This window comes from Microbacterium sp. XT11, from assembly GCF_001513675.1.
Classification (GTDB): domain Bacteria; phylum Actinomycetota; class Actinomycetes; order Actinomycetales; family Microbacteriaceae; genus Microbacterium.
In genome coordinates this window covers 1,637,363-1,655,120 of sequence record NZ_CP013859.1, presented here as the reverse complement: position 1 = coordinate 1,655,120, position 17,758 = coordinate 1,637,363, and the positions used below count along the sequence as shown (strand labels likewise).

Genomic DNA, 17,758 nt, shown 5'->3' with positions numbered 1-17,758 from the left:
TCTACCCGCGTAGATGGCCAATCGCAACCCTCAGGAGATCGCTCTTGTCAGCCGTTCGCCGCGTGCAGCCCGCAGGACCTCCGAACCACGAGCTCGTGCGCCACGATCACATGGAGATCGGAGTCGGCCGTCCCGTGCGCGAGAAGCTTGTCCAGGGCGAGCTCCGCCATCTCCCCCATCGGCAGCTGTATCGACGTCAGCGGCGGCGAACTGAACGCAGACTCCCTCGTTCCGTCGAACGAGACGATGGCGAGTTCCTCGGGCACGCGGACGCCGCTCTCGTGACACGCATGCAGCACTCCGATGGCCTGCGCATCCGTGCCGACGAAGACGGCGCTCGGCGGCTCGGGGGACGAGAACATCGCTCGCGCCGCCTCGTAACCCCCTTCGCGGGTATGCGGCGCCTCGTAGGCCAGGCCGTCGAACGGCGCCTCGCCGAAGCGCGCACGCATCTCGTCCATCCATCCCCGCCGACGATCCTGCGACACCAGCAGGTTGCCCGGACCTCCCACGAAGGCGATCGAGCGGTGCCCGTGCTCGGCGAGGTGCGCCACGGCGTCGCGAGACGCCTGATAGTCATCGACCATGACCGTGGCCACCGACTTCGCACTCAGCTGCCAGTCCATCGACACGAGCGCCATGTCCGTGTTGCTGAGCATGTCCACGAGCTCGACATCCTGGATGCCGAAGGTCATCAGACCGTCGACTTCGCGCTCGAGCATGGAGGAGACCTGCGAGCGCTCGCGCGCCGGATCGGAGTTCGTCTCACCGAGAAGGAGCGCGTAGCCGCGAACGAAAGCAGCGTTCTGCACGATGCTGCCGAACTCCGCGAAGAACGGGTTGCTGAGGTCGGGCACGATGAGACCGAGCACGCGCGTTCGCTGGGTCGCCAGCGCCCGGGCCGCAGCGTTCGGGCGGTAGTTGAGTTCTTTCATCGCCGCGAGCACGCGCTTACGCGTGTCCGGAGCGACGGGGCGAGGGCCGTCGTTGAGCACGTAGCTGACAACGGCGGTGCTCACCCCCGCCAGTCGAGCCACGTCATTGCGTGTCGCGCGCGCGCCAGAACTCATCAGTCCTCCCATGGGTGCCACTCGGACTCTACCCCAGTAGATGTTCCGCGGCTCGGAGCATCGCCGCGCGAAGGGTTCCTCCGCGGAAGCTGCGCAACCCTCGCGGAGGCACGGGACAATGGAGACATGACGGTCTTGATCGTGACGGCCCACCCTCATACTCCGTCTCTCAGCTCGAGCATCGCCGATGAGTTGGCCGGCGCATTGGGCCCGGGGAACGTCGAGCGCGCTGATCTCGCGCACGAGGGGTTCGACCCTCGTTTCACCCTGGCTGATCGACGAAACTACAAGTCGGGTGCCGATACTCCCGCGGACGTCGTTCGTGAGCAGCGACGCATCGACAGGGCGACGGATCTGGTGCTGGTGTTTCCGGTGTTCTGGTGGGCCATGCCCGCTCTGCTGAAGGGCTGGATCGACCGCGTCTTCGCCAATGGGTGGGCCTTCACCATCGGAGCGGAGGGAGGCATCCGCCGTCAGCTGGGACGTCTGGCCGTCCACGTGATCGCCGTCGCTGGGGATGACGCCGGGGTATACGAGCGGCATGAGTACGAGCGTGCGATGCGGACGCAGATTCAGCACGGCATCATCGACTTCTGCGGGGCCGAGCGTGGAGCGATGACGTTCGTGCACGACTCGGAGACCGACGACGACGCTCACCGCCGCGCGGCGGTGGGTGCGTCGATCGATGCCGTACTCACGGCGATTCACGCTCGCTGACGAGTGCCTCGCCGCTTCCTCGACATCGAACTGGGCGGCCACACGGGCGGTCACGCCCCCCGTGCTTCGGGTCAGTGATGAGGGGGCGAGATCGCCGGACGGAAGCCCTCTTCCGAAGCCGCCTCGCGCTGCGATGCTCGAACGCACCCGGATACGACAAAACCCCCGGAATTCCGGGGGTTTTGATCTGTAGCAGGAGCGGGGCTTGAACCCGCGACCTCACGATTATGAGTCGTGCGCTCTCACCAACTGAGCTACCCTGCCGCATCGCATCCGCACCGCAGATGCGAATACTGCGAGCCCCGAGTCAGGATTGAACTGACGACCCCTTCCTTACCATGGAAGTGCTCTGCCACTGAGCTATCGGGGCGTGCTGCCCTCGCGGGGCAACCACACGAGAATACCATCTCTCCGGCGTTCTCATGAAATCGAGGGATCAGTCGAGCGAGGACCGTCCGGCGTTCGCTCGAAGCCACGGGAGCGGGTCGATCGGGCTGCCGTTGATGATGATCTCGAAGTGCAGGTGCGCTCCGAACGAGTGCCCGGTGTTGCCGGTGAGACCGACGATGTCGCCCACCTTCACGGTCTGGCCGGCCTTCACACGCAGTGAGCCGTACAGCATGTGCGCGTAGTGGCTCGTCACGACGTGGCCGTCGATCACGTGGTCGATGTAGACGGTCACACCGTAGCCTCCGCCCTGCTCGGTGGCGATGCGCACCGTGCCGTCGGCGATGGCCTGGATCGGCGCACCCTCACCGGGGACGAAGTCGATCCCTTCGTGCATGCGGCCCCACCGCGGACCGAATCCAGAGCTCATGCCGACGCCGACGAGGAAGGGCCACTGGATCGCCGCATCGGGATCGTTCGTGAAGACCTCGTTGGAGTATTTGATCCCCTGTTCCGAGGCGAGCTCGACGAGGGAGACGGTGGAGAAGTCCTCCGCACGAGCCAGGGAACCGCCCTGCGCCTCGGCGGATGTGACGAAGGCCTGGATCTCGTCGCCACCGCGAGTCGCATCGGCGCTCGCGTTCCCGGATGCCGCGATGAGCGAGGTCGACGCGGCGCCCTGTGCACCGTTCACCGCTGCGAGGGCTTCAGCGGGCACCGTCATCGACACGGCGAGCAGCCCCGCGAGGCTCATGACACCCATCGTCGCGCCGATCGCGACGAACTTGCGCGCGGGGGTACGGCGACGAGCGACGTGGTCGGCAGCCGCGGCGTCGGCCGCCCCCTGGGGAGCATCGTCCTGCTCCGCTTGGACTCGCTCGGTCTGGCTCGATGTCGCGGTGCTCGCGGCGACGCGGAAGGCGCGCGCGGCTTCCTCGAACGCATCGCGGGAGTGGGCCGCGCGGTCGGTGGAGTCTGCTCCGCCCGTCACTGTCGGCCCCTCCGCCGCAGCTGGCTGCTCCGCGGGCGGCACTGCAGTACCGGAATCGTCCGTCATGCGAGCACCCGAAGCGGAAGCGTCCGGGAACTCGACGGCCGTGAGCACGACATCCCCCGCGTGACCGATCACCACGTCCGCGGCGAGGCTCTCGTCGACTGCGGGCCGAGGTGCTCGCGATCGAGAGGTCGAGCGCCGGGAGGAGGAGACCGCTGCGCCGGCTGCAGCGAGCGGGTTCGGGGCGACGACGTCTCCGCTGAGCTCCACCTGTGCGGCAGGCTTGGCATCGAGCGCAACCGCGGCCGCAGCGACGAGAACCTCAGCCGAGGCCAGTCGCCGGCGAGCCTCACGCCGCGACGAAGGGACGGAGTGTGCCGCCGATTCCTCGGAGATGCGTGCAGACGCTCCTGCCACGGATGCCGCTGGGGCGGCAGCAGCCGCCGTGCGGAGGCGGCTGGATCGGCGCGTCGGCGCAGGGGCAGCCGTGTTGTTCTCGAAGGGCAAAACGGTTCTCTCGGGTCAGACGTGAAGCTCGGGGGCGCTTACAACCTTCGTCGGTTCGGGGGCGACGAAAGTAACGATCGGGTAAACACTACCCTTGGTCGGCTGAGAATGCCATGAATTCGTCACGATTGCTCGCGGAGCAGCATGGTCAGGCGATCGTGCACGGGAGCACTCCCCGCGACGAGCATGGGTCGTTCGGTGTCGACGTCGAAGCGCGACACCGAACCGCCGGCCTCGCTGACGAGCAGCGAACCGGCAGCGAGATCCCACGGCTTCAGGCCCCTCTCGAAGAAACCGTCGAGGCGTCCTGCGGCGACGTAGGCGAGGTCGAGGGCGGCAGCGCCCGCCCGCCGGAGGTCGCGCGCCATCGTCATTGCACGGCGCACGGTCGCCAGATCGCCCTCATGTGTGGCCGGGTCATACCCGAACCCGGTCGCGAGCAGCGCACCGGCGCCCGTCGGCTCGGAGACTTGAAGGCGACGCCCGTCGAGCCAGCTGCCCTCACCGCGTGCCGCCGTGAACAGCTCGCCGAGCGCCGGGGCGAAGATGGCTCCGGCGAGCGCGCGCCACTCGTCTGGGTTCGTGCCGCCCTCGACTGCGGCGATGCTCACGCAGTACGAAGGGATGCCGTAGGCGTAGTTGACCGTGCCGTCGATGGGATCGACGATCCAGGTGACGCCTGACTCGCCTGTCTCGGCATCCGATTCCTCGCCGAAGAACCCGTCAGCCGGTCTCGCGTCGCGAAGGCGCCCGCGGATGAGCTCCTCGACCTCGCGGTCGGCGTCGGTCACGATGTCGGCGAGAGACGACTTGGTCGCTGCGAGGTGCACGCCCTCAGCCCGGCGCCGCCGCGCGAGCTCTCCTGCCTCACGAGCGAGCTCGGCGGCGAGCTCGACCAGCTCCTGCGGCGCGCTCACTGCGGAGGAGCCGGCGGTGCGGGCGGGAACCCTGCCTGGCCTGCGGCCGGTGGCACCGGAGGCGCGGGCGGCACCGGAGGTGTCGGCGGCGCGGGCGGGCTGGGAGGCGCCGGAGGCTCCTGCGGAGCAGGCGGATCCTGCGGCGCAGGCTCACCGGGAAGGCTCAGGGCCGAGGCCTCGGGGGCGGCGGCTGGTGCCGACGCTGAGGCGTGAGGCGCCGCGTCATACGGTGCGGATGCGCCGGGTGCAGGAACCCCGTGGACAGGTGCCGTCGGAACCGGTACGGCAGGCACGCCGGCTTCGGGGGCTCCGAGCTGCGCGAACTGCTGCTGCGGGACCGACGGGTAGCCCGTGTAGTACGCGTTCCAGTCAGGGGACGCGTCAGGCAGCGCGGGAAGAGGCGTCACGCCGTCTGCGTACGTCGGCCACGAGGGGACGTGCGGTGCCGCAGGCGCCGGCTTCTTCGGAGCGAAGAGCGCGTTGAGCAACGGGATCAGCGTGGTGCCGACGGCGACGAGGATGGTCAGCGCCACGACGATCCGCCAGTAGAGCTCGCCGAAGTCGAAGTTGTGGGGGAAGGTCAGATAGAAGACGAGCATTCCGACGAGCGCGGCCAGGAAGACCATCGTGACGATGAAGATGACGCGGGTGAACGCGGTCACATGGCGCGCGGCCGCCCTTGTGAAGAGTCGCACGTGCAGCAGCGCGAGCTGGAGGATGCCGACCACGATGAGCAGCTGGAAGAACCTCTCGCCCGCGCCGAAGTACGGATCGTCTTCGGGAAGCCAGATCTTGAACGCACCGACGAGCAGGGCGATGATCCACGAGACCATGCTGAGCAGCGCCAGCCAGTCCGGACGGTTCGGTGCGAGCCCTGCCTCGAGGATCGCTATCCCGGCGAAAGCCGCGAGCAGCAGGATCGTGAGGAAGGCGCGCCCGATGAGGCCGTCCTGGTCGCCGAGGAGCACCCAGATCACGCACACGATGGCGGCTGCGATGAGCGCCCCGATGGCGATCCAGATCGATCCTCGGATGAGGAGTGACATGTTCTTCTTCTCGGCTGGCGCGATCTCAGGCTGAGCCATGGCGATCCTCTCGTAGAGCGCGGATGCCATCATCCTTGCATGCGCAGGCCTCCGGAGCACCCGAGCTCACGCCGGGATGTGCAAACTCGGGGTGAGATGTCGTGCTGTGCAGGAGCGGTCATCCGGACTTCCGCGCCGAACCCGCGGCGAACGCCGCGATGCGCGCCTGAGCGTCAGGAGTCATCATGGCGGTCCCGATGGTGCGCGCCTCCTCGCTCAGCTGCTCGGCGAACGTGCGCTCCGGCTGCGAACGCACCAGGCGCTTGGCCTGTCCGTACGCCTCGGCCGCTCCGGCGAGCCAGAACCGGGCGATCTCCTCACCGCGCCGTCGCACGAGTTCGCCCTCGGATTCGGCATCCGCTCCCTCCACCGCTTCGGCGACGAGGCCCCACTCGACGGCCTCGGCCGCCGAGAGCAGGCGGTCCTGGAGCACGAGCTGCAAGGCGCGCCGCTGTCCTACCGCCCTGGCGAGCTGCGCCGACACGGAGAGATCCGGCGTGAGCCCGATGTTGGCGTACAGGCTTCCGAGCTTCGACCGCGACCCGACCACCGCGTAGTCGCTGCTGAGGAGGATCCCGAGCCCTCCGCCCGCGGTCGTGCCATGCGCGGCCGCGACGACGGGTACCGCGGACTCCGTGAGCGAACGGATGCCGGCATTGATCACCTCGGCGAGCGCCGTGATGTCCTCCGCGGCTCCCATCGACGTCGCCATGTCGATGACGTCACCGCCTGCACAGAAGGAGGGGCCTGCGGCATCGATGAGCACCGCACGCACGTCGGGTCGCCCGACGGCTTCGGCGGTCGCATCGCGCCATGCGTAGGCCAGGTCAGCGTTGAACGCGTTCAGACGAGCGGGCCGGTTCAGCGTGAGCCGTGCCATCCCCTCATCGACGGACAACAGGATGGGGTCGCTCATGGCATCTCCTTCGAGCACGGACGTCTGCGTCCAGCGTAATCGGGTCAGTCGTCTCCCCAGACCCTCGCGGCGAACCGCTCCATGCGCCGGCGCGTGCCGTCGAGACGCAGGTCGACCTGCCCCGCGGCCCTGATCTCGTTCGGTGCGAGCGGATGCGCGAGACGCACGTTGTCGTGACACGAGAGGTCGGCGCACATGTAGGTTCCCACCGAGTCTCCCCGCCGGCCCGCCTCCCCCGTGCGACGCGCCGAGAACAGGGCCACCTGGGTGCCGGGCTGCATCGTGTGGCAGATGTTGCACATGCCCGAGCGGGCTCGCCCCGGCTCGGAGACCCGCAGGACGACCCCGCGGATCTCGCCCTCATGCTGGACGAGCACGTAGCCCCTCCGCCCCGCACCGGGGTCGCGCCACGCGAAGAAGTCGAGGTAGTCCCAGTCGACGAGCAGGAAGTCGTGAGGCATCTCCATGACCCGCAGGTCGTCGGCATCCGCATTGACGAAAGAGGCGCGGACGTCTGCTTCGGTGAGCGGTCGCATCGGTCCAGTCTAGGCACGGCCCGGCTCGAGGAGCTCAGCGCCGGATGCTGTCGATCTCTCCCCGCCGCAGACGTCGAAGCAGCTCTCGCGCCGGCCGTTCGTCAGCAGGAGCGGTGGACACGGGTCGCACTGCGGCGATGCCCGCGACAGTGGGACGCACGCGATCGGCGTCGCGGCGAGCAAGGTTCATCTCGACGAGCGCCTCGAGTCGTCTGCGTCGACGCGCGGCGGACAGCGTGCCGATGAGAGGACCCGCGGCGAGGAACGCCTTCTCCGTCAGCGGCTCCTCCCCCGCCAGCTCGTGCTCCACGAGCAGCGAGAGCGTCCCTCGCACGGCATCGGGCAGGCTCGGGCCTCGGAGCTCACCGCGCAGCAGTTCGTCGTCGATGCTGACGTCCAGCGCAGCCCGCCGTTCGAGCCGGGTCGACGCGGCGGTGTACGCGGCTTCCCCGTTGGCACCCGACGGGCGCGGATCGATGGCGGTCATACTTGCAAGACGCTCGGGGAGGCAATTCATTACGCGAAACGGTAGAAGCGCCTCAGCGTCAGCCTCCTCTCTTCTCTCTCTCGAGACGATCTCCGGGTGTCACAGATCCCATTCCCCGAACGTGGGAAGGCCGATCGGCTCCAGCTCCGGCGTGGGCCCATGGTGCGTGATGATGATCACGCGAGATCCACGACCGACGAGCGCCCGCACCTCGCTGCCTCCCGCTGCGGTGAACTCCACGAAACGCCCCGTCGTCTCGGCCGCTCGCTCGATCCTCTGCTTCAGCTTGTCGATGTCTTCGTCCTGAGCGACGAACACTGCGGTGCCGTCGATGGACACCGAGGTCCGCACTCCCCATCTGTGCTCGCTCATGCCAGGAGTCTCGTCCTCGCACGGTGCATCGCACAGAGGGTTGCGCTCGCCCGCCCCGTCTGCAAAGAGAACGGTTTCACACGCCTGCTTTCCGCCGACGTGATGTGGCACACCGAAGGCGACTCGTCCCGATTGATGGAGCGGGGATGCTCGAGGCTCCCTGCGTCACTCCTGCCCCGTGGCCCCGGTCGGTCCGTTGCATGCAGAAAGGGTCCCGCTTCGCGAGACCCTTTCTGAGATTGGTGGCGAGTGAGGGATTCGAACCCCCGAAGGCTATGCCGGCTGATTTACAGTCAGATCCCTTTGGCCGCTTGGGTAACTCGCCATAGTGCACCCGTCCGACTTGATCAGCCAACCGGGGGCACGAGTGTCAATCATACTCGTCAGCGGCTGGGGGGAGAAATCGGGTTCAGCTGCCGTGCACGCCGCGCTCGGCATCCGCCAGCGACTCCGGCGTTCGGAGGAGTCCGCCCTCCGAACGGCACGTCGCGGCGGCGACGTCCATCGCCCGCACCAGCAGCGTCCGCCAATCCTCCGCGGTCGTCGGCTGCGACGCGACGAGCGAGGCCGCGACGGCCGACAGCGTGGCGTCTCCGGCGCCGACCGTATCGACGATGCGTCCTGGGAGGTCCGATATGGGAGCCGAGACGATGCCGGCATCCGACTCGATGATCGCGCCGTCCGCGCCGGCCGTGGCGAGCACGGCAGTGACGCCCAGGTTGCGCAGCCGCGTCCGCAGGCCGTCGAGGTCTCCGCCGTACAGGATGGCAGCGTCGTCGGCTCCGACCTTCACGATCGCGCTGCCAGCCGCGAGGCGCTCGAATCCGCGCACGAACTCGTCTCGATCGGTGAGCATGCCGGTACGGGGATTGGGGTCGATCGCGAGACGCGCATCGCCGACGGCATCGGCGAGAGCGTCGACCTCCGCCTCCCTGTCGAAGGGGAAGCAGCTGGTCACCACGAGCGCGGCACGGGAGATCGCGTCGCGTGCCTCAGCGGAATAGCGGATGCTGCGCTGCTGCGCCGCGTCGTTGAAGACGTACTCCGGCTCGCCTGCCGCCGAGCGGGTGACAATGGCGCGGGACGACCCCATCGGCGCGGCACTCGAGATGAGCGCCACGTCGTGGTCCCGCAGATACTCCCGGATGTGGGCACCCGCTTCGTCCTCGCCCACCATCGCGATGAGCGTGGTCGGCACGCCGAGGCGGCGCAACCCGACCGCCACGTTCAGAGCCGCACCGCCGACGAGCTCCCGCACCCCGCGTTCGTCGCGGATCTCATCGATCAGCGCATCGCCGATGACGACGGCTCCACCTGTTGCTGCAGTCTCGTTGCTCACCCTGTGACGATACCGCCCGAGGCTCGCCCCGGCCGCGGTTCCGATGCGGCGGAAGGATTCCGCGGTGTCGCTCGTCGCAGCGCCGCCCCAGGGCTGTACGGTGTGGCCATGAACGCTCGAACCACGACCGCGGCCGCTGCGATGGTCCTGCTCGCCGTCCTCACCGGGTGCAGCCCCATCGGATCGGGCGCCGGCCCAGGGGGCGACGGCACACCGGCCGCGTCGTCGTCGCCGAGCACGTCAGGGACCGCATCCCCGACCGCATCGCCGTCACCGACGAGCACGACGAAACCCATCGCCCTGCCCACAGACTGCCGTGCGATCCTGTCAGCGGACGTGCTCGCACAGCTCGACGGCGTGCCCCTCAACGACGCGGCGTTCGGGCCCTCCGGCGTCGGCGACGACGGCACCCTCACGTGCATCTGGGCAGACCCCGCCGCAGACACCACGAGCCTCGTGACCACGATCTCCCGCATGAACCGCGGCCCCGCCCTCGACATGCTCAACCAGCTCGTCGCCACCGAGGGATTCACGTGCTTCACCCCCGACGGCGGAACCCGCTGCGAGAAGACCTGGCAAGACGAGACGTACCCGGTCACGGATGGCCGCACGCTGTTCTGGCGCGACGGCATCCTCATCGACACGAAGTACTCGAATCTCGCACCCACCGGCTACACGGCCAGCATCGTGGCACGCCTCTTCGACTGAGGCGCCGGCATCCGCTTGGCACGGCGCGAGACGGATGCCGCAGACGGAGAAGGCCCCGGGCTGATGCCCGGGGCCTTCTCACGTCACTCCGTACCTCAGTTGTAGGTGCCGGGGGTGATGTCGTCGGTCGAGAACGCGTCGAAGTCGACGTAGCCGAAGTCGCCGTCGGCGTACGCCCCGTCGGATGCGAAGATCCGGTTCGGGTAGCGCTCGCTCTTGGCCTCCTCGGTCGCCTCCACCGTGATGTTGCGGTACTTGGAGAGACCGGTTCCGGCCGGGATGAGCTTACCGATGATGACGTTCTCCTTGAGACCGACCAGCGGGTCGCGCTTGCCCTCCATGGCGGCCTGCGTGAGCACGCGGGTCGTCTCCTGGAACGACGCGGCGGAGAGCCACGACTCGGTCGCGAGCGACGCCTTCGTGATACCCATCAGCTCCGGACGACCCGACGCAGGGCGCTTGCCCTCGGCCACGGCCTCGCGGTTGATCTGCTGGTAGCGCTTCAGGTCGACCATCTCACCCGGCAGCAGGCTCGTGTCGCCGTGGTCGACGACCGTGACCTTGCGAAGCATCTGGCGCACGATGACCTCGATGTGCTTGTCGTGGATCGGCACACCCTGCGAGCGGTACACGCCCTGCACGCCGCCGACGAGGTACTTCTGCACCTCGCGGGCACCCATGACGCGCATGACCTCCTTGGGGTCGAGCGTGCCGACCTGCAGGGGCTGGCCGACGGTGACGTGCTGGCCGTCCTCGACGAGGAGGGTCGCACGCTTCAGCACCGGGTACACGACCGGCTCGTCGCCGTTGTCGGGCGTCAGGATGACCTTCTTGGCCTTCTCGGTCTCGTCGATCGTGATGCGGCCGTCGGCCTCGGCGATCGGCGACGCACCCTTGGGGGTACGGGCCTCGAAGAGCTCCTGCACACGGGGAAGACCCTGCGTGATGTCATCCGCCGATGCCGAACCACCGGTGTGGAACGTACGCATCGTCAGCTGGGTACCGGGCTCACCGATCGACTGCGCCGCGATGATGCCGACGGCCTCACCGATGTCGACGGTCTTGCCGGTCGCGAGCGAGCGGCCGTAGCACTGCGCGCAGACACCCACGGCCGAGTCGCAGGTCAGCACCGAACGGACCTTGATGGTCTCGATGCCGGCGGCGACCAGCTTGTCGATGAGCACGTCGCCCACGTCGTCACCGGCAGCGGCGACGACCTCGCCCTTGCTGTCGACCACGTCGGCCGCCAGGGTGCGCGCGAACACCGAGTTCTCGACGTTCGCGTCGCGGACCAGCTCGCCCTTCGAGTTCGGCGCGGCGATCGGGAGCTCGAGGCCCTTCGACGTGCCGCAGTCCTCCTCGCGGATGATGACGTCCTGCGACACGTCGACCAGACGACGGGTCAGGTAACCCGAGTCTGCGGTGCGCAGAGCGGTGTCGGCGAGACCCTTACGGGTACCGTGCGTCGCGATGAAGTACTCCGCCACCGACAGGCCCTCGCGGTACGAGGAGATGATCGGACGCGGGATGATCTCACCCTTCGGGTTGTTCACCAGGCCTCGCATACCCGCGATGTTGCGGATCTGCAGCCAGTTACCACGAGCACCCGACGACACCATGCGGTTGATGGTGTTGTCCTCCGGGAAGTGCGCCTTCATCGCGGCCTGCACCTCGTCGGTCGCCTCGGTCCAGATCTTGATGAGCTCCTGACGACGCTCGGCGTCGGTCGTGAGACCCTTCTCGTACTGCGACTGGACCTTCGCGGCCTGCTTCTCGTAGCCGGCGACGATCTCGGCCTTGTTCGGCGGCGTGAGGATGTCGCTCAGCGCGACGGTGACGCCGGAACGGGTCGCCCAGTAGAAACCGGCATCCTTGATGCGGTCCAGCGTGGCGGCCGTCTCGACCTTCGGGTACTCCTCGGCCAGCTTGTTGACGATCTGCGACAGCTTGCCCTTGTCGGCCTGCTCGCGCACGAAGGGGTAGCCCTTCGGCAGCGCGTCGTTGAAGATCGCCTGACCCAGCGAGGCGTCGACGAGACCGTGACGCTCGTAGCCCTCGGGGGCGTCGCCCTCGAGGAAGCTGAGGCCGGGGATGCGGATGCGAACCTTCGCCTGCAGGTCGAGCGAGCCCTCGTCGTAGGCGAGGAGAGCCTCAGCGACCGAGCCGAAGGCACGGCCCTCACCCTTCGCACCCTTCTTGACCGTGGTCAGGTGGTGCAGACCGATGATCATGTCCTGCGAAGGCAGGGTCACCGGGCGGCCGTCCGACGGCTTCAGGATGTTGTTCGACGCGAGCATCAGCACGCGGGCCTCGGCCTGGGCCTCGACCGACAGCGGCAGGTGCACGGCCATCTGGTCACCGTCGAAGTCGGCGTTGAACGCCGCGCAGACGAGCGGGTGCAGCTGGATCGCCTTGCCCTCGACGAGCTGAGGCTCGAACGCCTGGATGCCGAGACGGTGCAGCGTAGGTGCACGGTTCAGCAGCACCGGACGCTCGCGGATGATCTCCTCGAGCACGTCCCACACCTCGGGGCGGGTGCGCTCGACCGCGCGCTTGGCGGCCTTGATGTTCTGCGAGTGGCCGAGGTCGATCAGGCGCTTGATGACGAACGGCTTGAAGAGCTCCAGAGCCATCTGCTTGGGCAGACCGCACTGGTGCAGCTTCAGCTGCGGGCCGACGACGATGACCGAACGGCCGGAGTAGTCGACGCGCTTGCCGAGCAGGTTCTGGCGGAAGCGACCCTGCTTACCCTTCAGCATGTCGCTGAGCGACTTCAGGGCGCGGTTGCCGGTACCGGTGACGGGGCGACCACGGCGGCCGTTGTCGAACAGCGCGTCGACGGCCTCCTGCAGCATCCGCTTCTCGTTGTTGACGATGATCTCGGGAGCGCCGAGGTCGATCAGGCGACGGAGACGGTTGTTGCGGTTGATCACGCGACGGTACAGGTCGTTCAGGTCGGAGGTCGCGAAGCGGCCACCGTCGAGCTGCACCATCGGACGCAGCTCCGGCGGGATCACCGGAACGACGTCGAGCACCATGGCGGCCGGGCTCATGCCGGTCTCGAGGAACGAGTTGACGACCTTGAGGCGCTTGATCGCGCGGATCTTGCGCTGGCCCTTGCCCTCCGAGATCTGCAGGTGCAGGCTCTCGGCCTCGGCGTTCAGGTCGAACGCGGCCAGGCGACGCTGGATCGCCTCGGCACCCATGTAGGCCTCGAAGTACTGGCCGAAGCGGTCCTGCAGCTCGTGGAAGACGTCGTCCTCCGGGCGCAGCGCGCCGACCTCGAGCGTGCGGAAGTCCTCCCACACGCGCTCGAGCTTGGCGATCGCGTCGTCGGCGCCCTTGCGGATCTGCGCCATCTCCTTCTCGGCGGCGTCCTTGACCTTCTTCTTCTGGTCGGCCTTGGCGCCCTCGGCCTCGAGAGCGGCGAGCTCCTCCTCCAGCTTGGCGAGGCGCTCGGCGATCTTCGCGTCGCGGCGGTCCCCGAGGGTCTTCATCTCGAGGCGGATGTTGTTCTCCTGGGTGCCCAGGTCGCGGTGACGAGCATCCTCGTCGACCGAGATGACCATGTAGGCGGCGAAGTAGATGACCTTCTCGAGGTCCTTCGGCGCCATGTCGAGCAGGTAGCCCAGGCGCGACGGCACACCCTTGAAGTACCAGATGTGGGTCACGGGGGCGGCGAGCTCGATGTGGCCCATGCGCTCACGGCGGACGGAGCTCTTGGTGACCTCCACGCCGCAGCGCTCGCAGACGATGCCCTTGAAGCGCACGCGCTTGTACTTGCCGCAGGCGCACTCCCAGTCGCGGGAGGGGCCGAAGATCTGCTCACCGAAGAGCCCGTCCTTCTCGGGCTTCAGTGTGCGGTAGTTGATGGTCTCGGGCTTCTTGACCTCGCCGTACGACCACGCGCGGATGTCGTCTGCCGTTGCGAGGCCGATGCGAAGCTCATCGAAGGTTGTTGCGTCGAGCACTAGTTCTCCTGTGTCGGAATTCTTGTGAGAAGTCTGGCTTCGCCGGGCTCAGGCTGGACGCGCCCGAGCCCGGCGAAGGATTAGATCTCGTCGATCGAGGCGGCCTCGAAACGGCTGGAGATGTTGATTCCGAGCTCCTCCGCTGCGCGGAAGGCCTCGTCGTCGGTGTCGCGGAGGTTGACCGCCGTGCCGTCGGCCGAGAGGACCTCGACGTTCAGGCAGAGCGACTGCATCTCCTTCATGAGCACCTTGAACGACTCGGGGATGCCGGGCTCCTGGATGTTCTCGCCCTTGACGATCGCCTCGTAGACCTTGACGCGGCCGAGGATGTCGTCGGACTTGATCGTGAGGAGCTCCTGGAGCGCGTACGCGGCACCGTAGGCCTCGAGCGCCCACACCTCCATCTCACCGAATCGCTGGCCACCGAACTGCGCCTTACCACCGAGCGGCTGCTGGGTGATCATCGAGTACGGACCAGTCGAACGTGCGTGGATCTTGTCGTCGACCAGGTGGTGCAGCTTCAGGATGTACATGTAGCCCACCGAGATCGGCGCCGGGAACGGCTCGCCGGAGCGACCGTCGAACAGCTGGGTCTTGCCGCTCGAGTCGATCAGGCGCACGCCGTCACGGGTGGGGAGCGTCGAGTCGAGGAGACCGGCGATCTCCTCCTCGCTCGCTCCGTCGAACACAGGAGTCGCGACCTTCGTGCCGGGGGCGGCCTCATAGGCCTCCTTGGGCAGGCGCGCTGCCCACTCGGGCTCGCCCTCGATCTTCCAGCCCTGCTTGGCGATCCACCCCAGGTGGGTCTCGAGGACCTGGCCGAAGTTCATTCGACCGGGGATGCCGAGCGGGTTCAGGACGATGTCGACGGGCGTGCCGTCGGCGAGGAACGGCATGTCCTCGACCGGCAGGATCTTCGCGATGACGCCCTTGTTGCCGTGGCGGCCCGCGAGCTTGTCACCCTCGGTGATCTTGCGCTTCTGCGCGATGTAGACCACGACGCGGCGGTTCACGCCCGAGCCGAGCTCGTCGTCGCCGTCCTCGGCGTTGAACTCCTTGACGGCGATGATCGTGCCCTGCTCACCGTGCGGCACCTTGAGCGACGTGTCTCGCACCTCGCGGCTCTTCTCGTTGAAGATCGCGCGGAGCAGGCGCTCCTCGGCGGAGAGCTCGGTCTCACCCTTCGGCGTGACCTTGCCGACGAGGATGTCGCCGGGCCGGACCTCGGCGCCGATGCGGATGATGCCGCGCTCGTCGAGGTCCTTCAGCAGCTCCGGGCTGACGTTGGGGAGATCACGCGTGATCTCCTCCTTGCCGAGCTTGGTGTCGCGGGCGTCGACCTCGTACTCCTCGATGTGGATCGAGGAGAGGGTGTCGTCCTTCACCAGGTCCTGGCTGAGGATGATGGCGTCCTCGAAGTTGTAGCCCTCCCACGTCATGAACGCGACGAGGAGGTTCTTGCCGAGCGCCAGCTCGCCGTTCTCGGTGGCGGGACCGTCGGCGATGACCTCGCCGACCTCGACGCGCTCACCGGCGTTGACGATGACCTTCTGGTTGTACGACGTGCCCTGGTTGGAGCGGTCGAACTTGCGCAGGTGGTACTCCTGCGTGCCGCCCTCGTCGAGCATCACGACGACGCGGTCGGCAGAGACCTCGGTCACGACACCGGCCTTCTCGGCGGTGATGACGTCACCCGCGTCGATGGCCGTGTAGCCCTCCATACCGGTTCCGACGAGCGGCGAGTCGCTGCGCAGCAGCGGCACGGCCTGACGCTGCATGTTGGCGCCCATGAGCGCGCGCTGCGCGTCGTCGTGCTCGAGGAACGGCACGAGCGAGGTCGCGACCGACACCATCTGGCGCGGCGAGACGTCGATGTAGCCGATTTCCTCCGGGAGGAACAGGTCGACCTCACCGCTGCCGCCCTTCGGACGCGCGAGCACGTGGCTCTCGCGGAAGCGGCCGTTCTTGTCGAGCGGGGCGTTGGCCTGCGCGATGTTGAACTCGACCTCTTCGGACGCCGTGAGGTAGTCGATCTGGTCGGTCACGACGCCGTCGACGACCTTGCGGTACGGGGTCTCGATGAAACCGAACGAGTTGATGCGCGCGAAGGTCGCGAGCGCACCGATCAGACCGATGTTCGGGCCTTCCGGCGTTTCGATCGGGCACATGCGGCCGTAGTGCGAGGGGTGCACGTCACGGACCTCGACGCCCGCGCGGTCACGGCTCAGACCACCGGGGCCGAGAGCCGACAGACGGCGCTTGTTGGTCAGACCCGCGAGCGGGTTGTTCTGGTCCATGAACTGCGACAGCTGCGAGGTTCCGAAGAACTCCTTGATCGCCGCGACGACAGGGCGCACGTTGATCAGGGTCTGCGGCGTGATGGCCTCGATGTCCTGCGTGGTCATGCGCTCGCGGACGACGCGCTCCATGCGGGACAGACCCGTGCGGACCTGGTTCTGGATGAGCTCGCCGACGGCGCGGATGCGACGGTTGCCGAAGTTGTCGATGTCGTCGGTGGCGACCCGGATCTGCGCCGGCTTGCCGCCGCGGACGCCTTCGAACGTCTCGACCCCTGCGTGCAGACGCACGAGGTACTTGATGGTCGCCACGATGTCCTCGACCGTCAGCACCGAGGCGGTGAGAGGCGCGTCGAGACCCAGCTTGTGGTTGATCTTGTAGCGACCGACCTTGGCGAGGTCGTAGCGCTTCGGGTTGAAGTAGAAGTTGTCGAGCAGCGCGCGAGCGGCCTCGGCGGCCACCTGCTCGCCCGGACGCAGCTTGCGGTAGATGTCGCGCAGCGCGTCTTCCTTGGTGACGATCGTGTCCTTCGCGAGCGTCTCCTCGATCGAGGGGAAGCCGGCGAACTCGGCGAGGATCTCCTCGCTCGTCATGCCGAGGGCCTTGAGGAAGACGGTCACCGACTGCTTGCGCTTGCGGTCGATGCGCACGCCCACCTGGTCGCGCTTGTCAATCTCGAACTCGAGCCACGCACCACGGCTCGGGATGACGCGAGCCGACACGATGTCCTTGTCGGACGTCTTGTCGGGCGTCTTGTCGAAGTACACACCGGGCGAACGCACGAGCTGCGAGACGACGACGCGCTCGGAGCCGTTGATGATGAACGTGCCCTTGTCGGTCTGCAGCGGGAAGTCGCCCATGAAGACCGTCTGGGTCTTGATCTCACCCGTGAGGTGGTTCATGAACTCGGCCTCGACGTACAGCGGGGCGGCGTAGGTCTTGCCGCGCTCCTTGCACTCCTCGATGGAGTACTTCTCGGGCTCGAGGTAGGGGTTCGTGAACGAGAGCTGCATCGTCTCGCCGAGGTCTTCGATCGGGGAGATCTCCTCGAAGATCTCACCGAGGCCGGACACCTCGTTGACGTCGGTGCGGCCTTCGGCCTTCGCCTGGGCGACGCGCGCCTTCCAGGCATCGTTGCCGACGAGCCAGCCGAACGACTCGGTCTGGAGCGCCAGCAGGTCGGGCACCGTCAGCGTGTCGGAGATCTTGGCGAACGAGAGGCGGGATGCTCCGCGTCCGTTCTTCGTGGTGGTGGTGGTGGATGAGGATGCGTTGGGAGCAGCAGCCAAGGGAATCTCGATTCCTTTGTCGTCGGTGGAGTGCGCGCTCAGAAGCTCAACGATGCCGACCACCATATGAGGGCACGGAGAAGCGAGCGCAACTACCAACTGTAGACGCGATTCGGCGACATGGCAAGTCAAATCCTTGACCAATTCCGGATGCTGCGGTAAAAG

13 protein-coding genes and 3 tRNA genes are annotated in these 17,758 nt (G+C 67.4%); 2 read left to right on the top strand and 14 right to left on the bottom strand.

Going from position 1 to position 17,758, the window contains the following annotated elements:
* Window positions 1–47 precede the first annotated feature (47 nt).
* On the bottom strand, window positions 48–1,070 hold the full coding sequence (locus tag AB663_RS07685; RefSeq protein ID WP_257720799.1) for a LacI family DNA-binding transcriptional regulator: 1,023 nt from the start codon (window positions 1,068–1,070) through the stop codon (window positions 48–50).
* A gap of 126 nt (window positions 1,071–1,196) precedes the next feature.
* Between AB663_RS07685 and AB663_RS07680 the strand changes: the two genes are divergently transcribed.
* A complete protein-coding gene (locus tag AB663_RS07680; RefSeq protein WP_067197589.1) occupies window positions 1,197–1,787 on the top strand; it encodes an NAD(P)H-dependent oxidoreductase in 591 nt (196 codons plus the stop codon).
* A 190-nt stretch (window positions 1,788–1,977) separates the two neighbouring features.
* On the opposite strand, the gene AB663_RS07675 is transcribed toward AB663_RS07680, so the two are convergent.
* The 11 genes from AB663_RS07675 to AB663_RS07625 form a co-directional block, all read right to left on the bottom strand.
* Window positions 1,978–2,051, bottom strand: a tRNA-Met gene (locus tag AB663_RS07675).
* Between the two features lie 34 nt (window positions 2,052–2,085).
* A tRNA-Thr gene (locus tag AB663_RS07670) sits at window positions 2,086–2,157 on the bottom strand.
* 66 nt (window positions 2,158–2,223) lie between these two features.
* Entirely contained in the window at window positions 2,224–3,675 is a 1,452-nt protein-coding gene (locus AB663_RS07665) for a M23 family metallopeptidase (RefSeq protein ID WP_067197586.1), read from the bottom strand.
* Between the two features lie 122 nt (window positions 3,676–3,797).
* The gene (locus AB663_RS07660) at window positions 3,798–4,592 is read right to left on the bottom strand and encodes an inositol monophosphatase family protein (protein WP_067197583.1); all 795 of its coding nucleotides are present in this window, start codon (window positions 4,590–4,592) and stop codon (window positions 3,798–3,800) included.
* On the bottom strand, window positions 4,589–5,677 hold the full coding sequence (locus tag AB663_RS17160; protein ID WP_157540974.1) for a hypothetical protein: 1,089 nt from the start codon (window positions 5,675–5,677) through the stop codon (window positions 4,589–4,591). Before AB663_RS17160 ends, AB663_RS07660 begins: the two co-directional genes overlap by 4 nt.
* A gap of 118 nt (window positions 5,678–5,795) precedes the next feature.
* The gene (locus tag AB663_RS07650; protein WP_067197576.1) at window positions 5,796–6,593 is read right to left on the bottom strand and encodes an enoyl-CoA hydratase/isomerase family protein; all 798 of its coding nucleotides are present in this window, start codon (window positions 6,591–6,593) and stop codon (window positions 5,796–5,798) included.
* Window positions 6,594–6,637: 44 nt separating this feature from the next.
* Window positions 6,638–7,129, bottom strand: a complete 492-nt coding sequence (locus tag AB663_RS07645) for an FBP domain-containing protein (RefSeq protein ID WP_067197573.1) — start codon at window positions 7,127–7,129, stop codon at window positions 6,638–6,640.
* Between the two features lie 34 nt (window positions 7,130–7,163).
* Window positions 7,164–7,616, bottom strand: a complete 453-nt coding sequence (locus AB663_RS07640) for a hypothetical protein (RefSeq protein ID WP_067197570.1) — start codon at window positions 7,614–7,616, stop codon at window positions 7,164–7,166.
* Window positions 7,617–7,715: 99 nt separating this feature from the next.
* On the bottom strand, window positions 7,716–7,988 hold the full coding sequence (locus AB663_RS07635) for a hypothetical protein (RefSeq protein WP_067197567.1): 273 nt from the start codon (window positions 7,986–7,988) through the stop codon (window positions 7,716–7,718).
* Window positions 7,989–8,228: 240 nt separating this feature from the next.
* Window positions 8,229–8,313, bottom strand: a tRNA-Tyr gene (locus AB663_RS07630).
* Window positions 8,314–8,397: 84 nt separating this feature from the next.
* Window positions 8,398–9,327: a PfkB family carbohydrate kinase gene (locus AB663_RS07625; protein WP_067197563.1), complete on the bottom strand. Its 930-nt coding sequence runs from the start codon at window positions 9,325–9,327 to the stop codon at window positions 8,398–8,400.
* Between the two features lie 108 nt (window positions 9,328–9,435).
* Here AB663_RS07625 and AB663_RS07620 point away from each other — a divergent pair, with 108 nt between their 5' ends.
* A complete protein-coding gene (locus tag AB663_RS07620; protein ID WP_067197560.1) occupies window positions 9,436–10,035 on the top strand; it encodes a hypothetical protein in 600 nt (199 codons plus the stop codon).
* A 95-nt stretch (window positions 10,036–10,130) separates the two neighbouring features.
* On the opposite strand, the gene rpoC is transcribed toward AB663_RS07620, so the two are convergent.
* Window positions 10,131–14,006: a DNA-directed RNA polymerase subunit beta' gene (rpoC, locus tag AB663_RS07615; RefSeq protein WP_067197557.1), complete on the bottom strand. Its 3,876-nt coding sequence runs from the start codon at window positions 14,004–14,006 to the stop codon at window positions 10,131–10,133.
* Window positions 14,007–14,086: 80 nt separating this feature from the next.
* Window positions 14,087–17,593, bottom strand: a complete 3,507-nt coding sequence (gene rpoB / locus AB663_RS07610) for a DNA-directed RNA polymerase subunit beta (RefSeq protein WP_067202382.1) — start codon at window positions 17,591–17,593, stop codon at window positions 14,087–14,089.
* Window positions 17,594–17,758 lie beyond the last annotated feature (165 nt).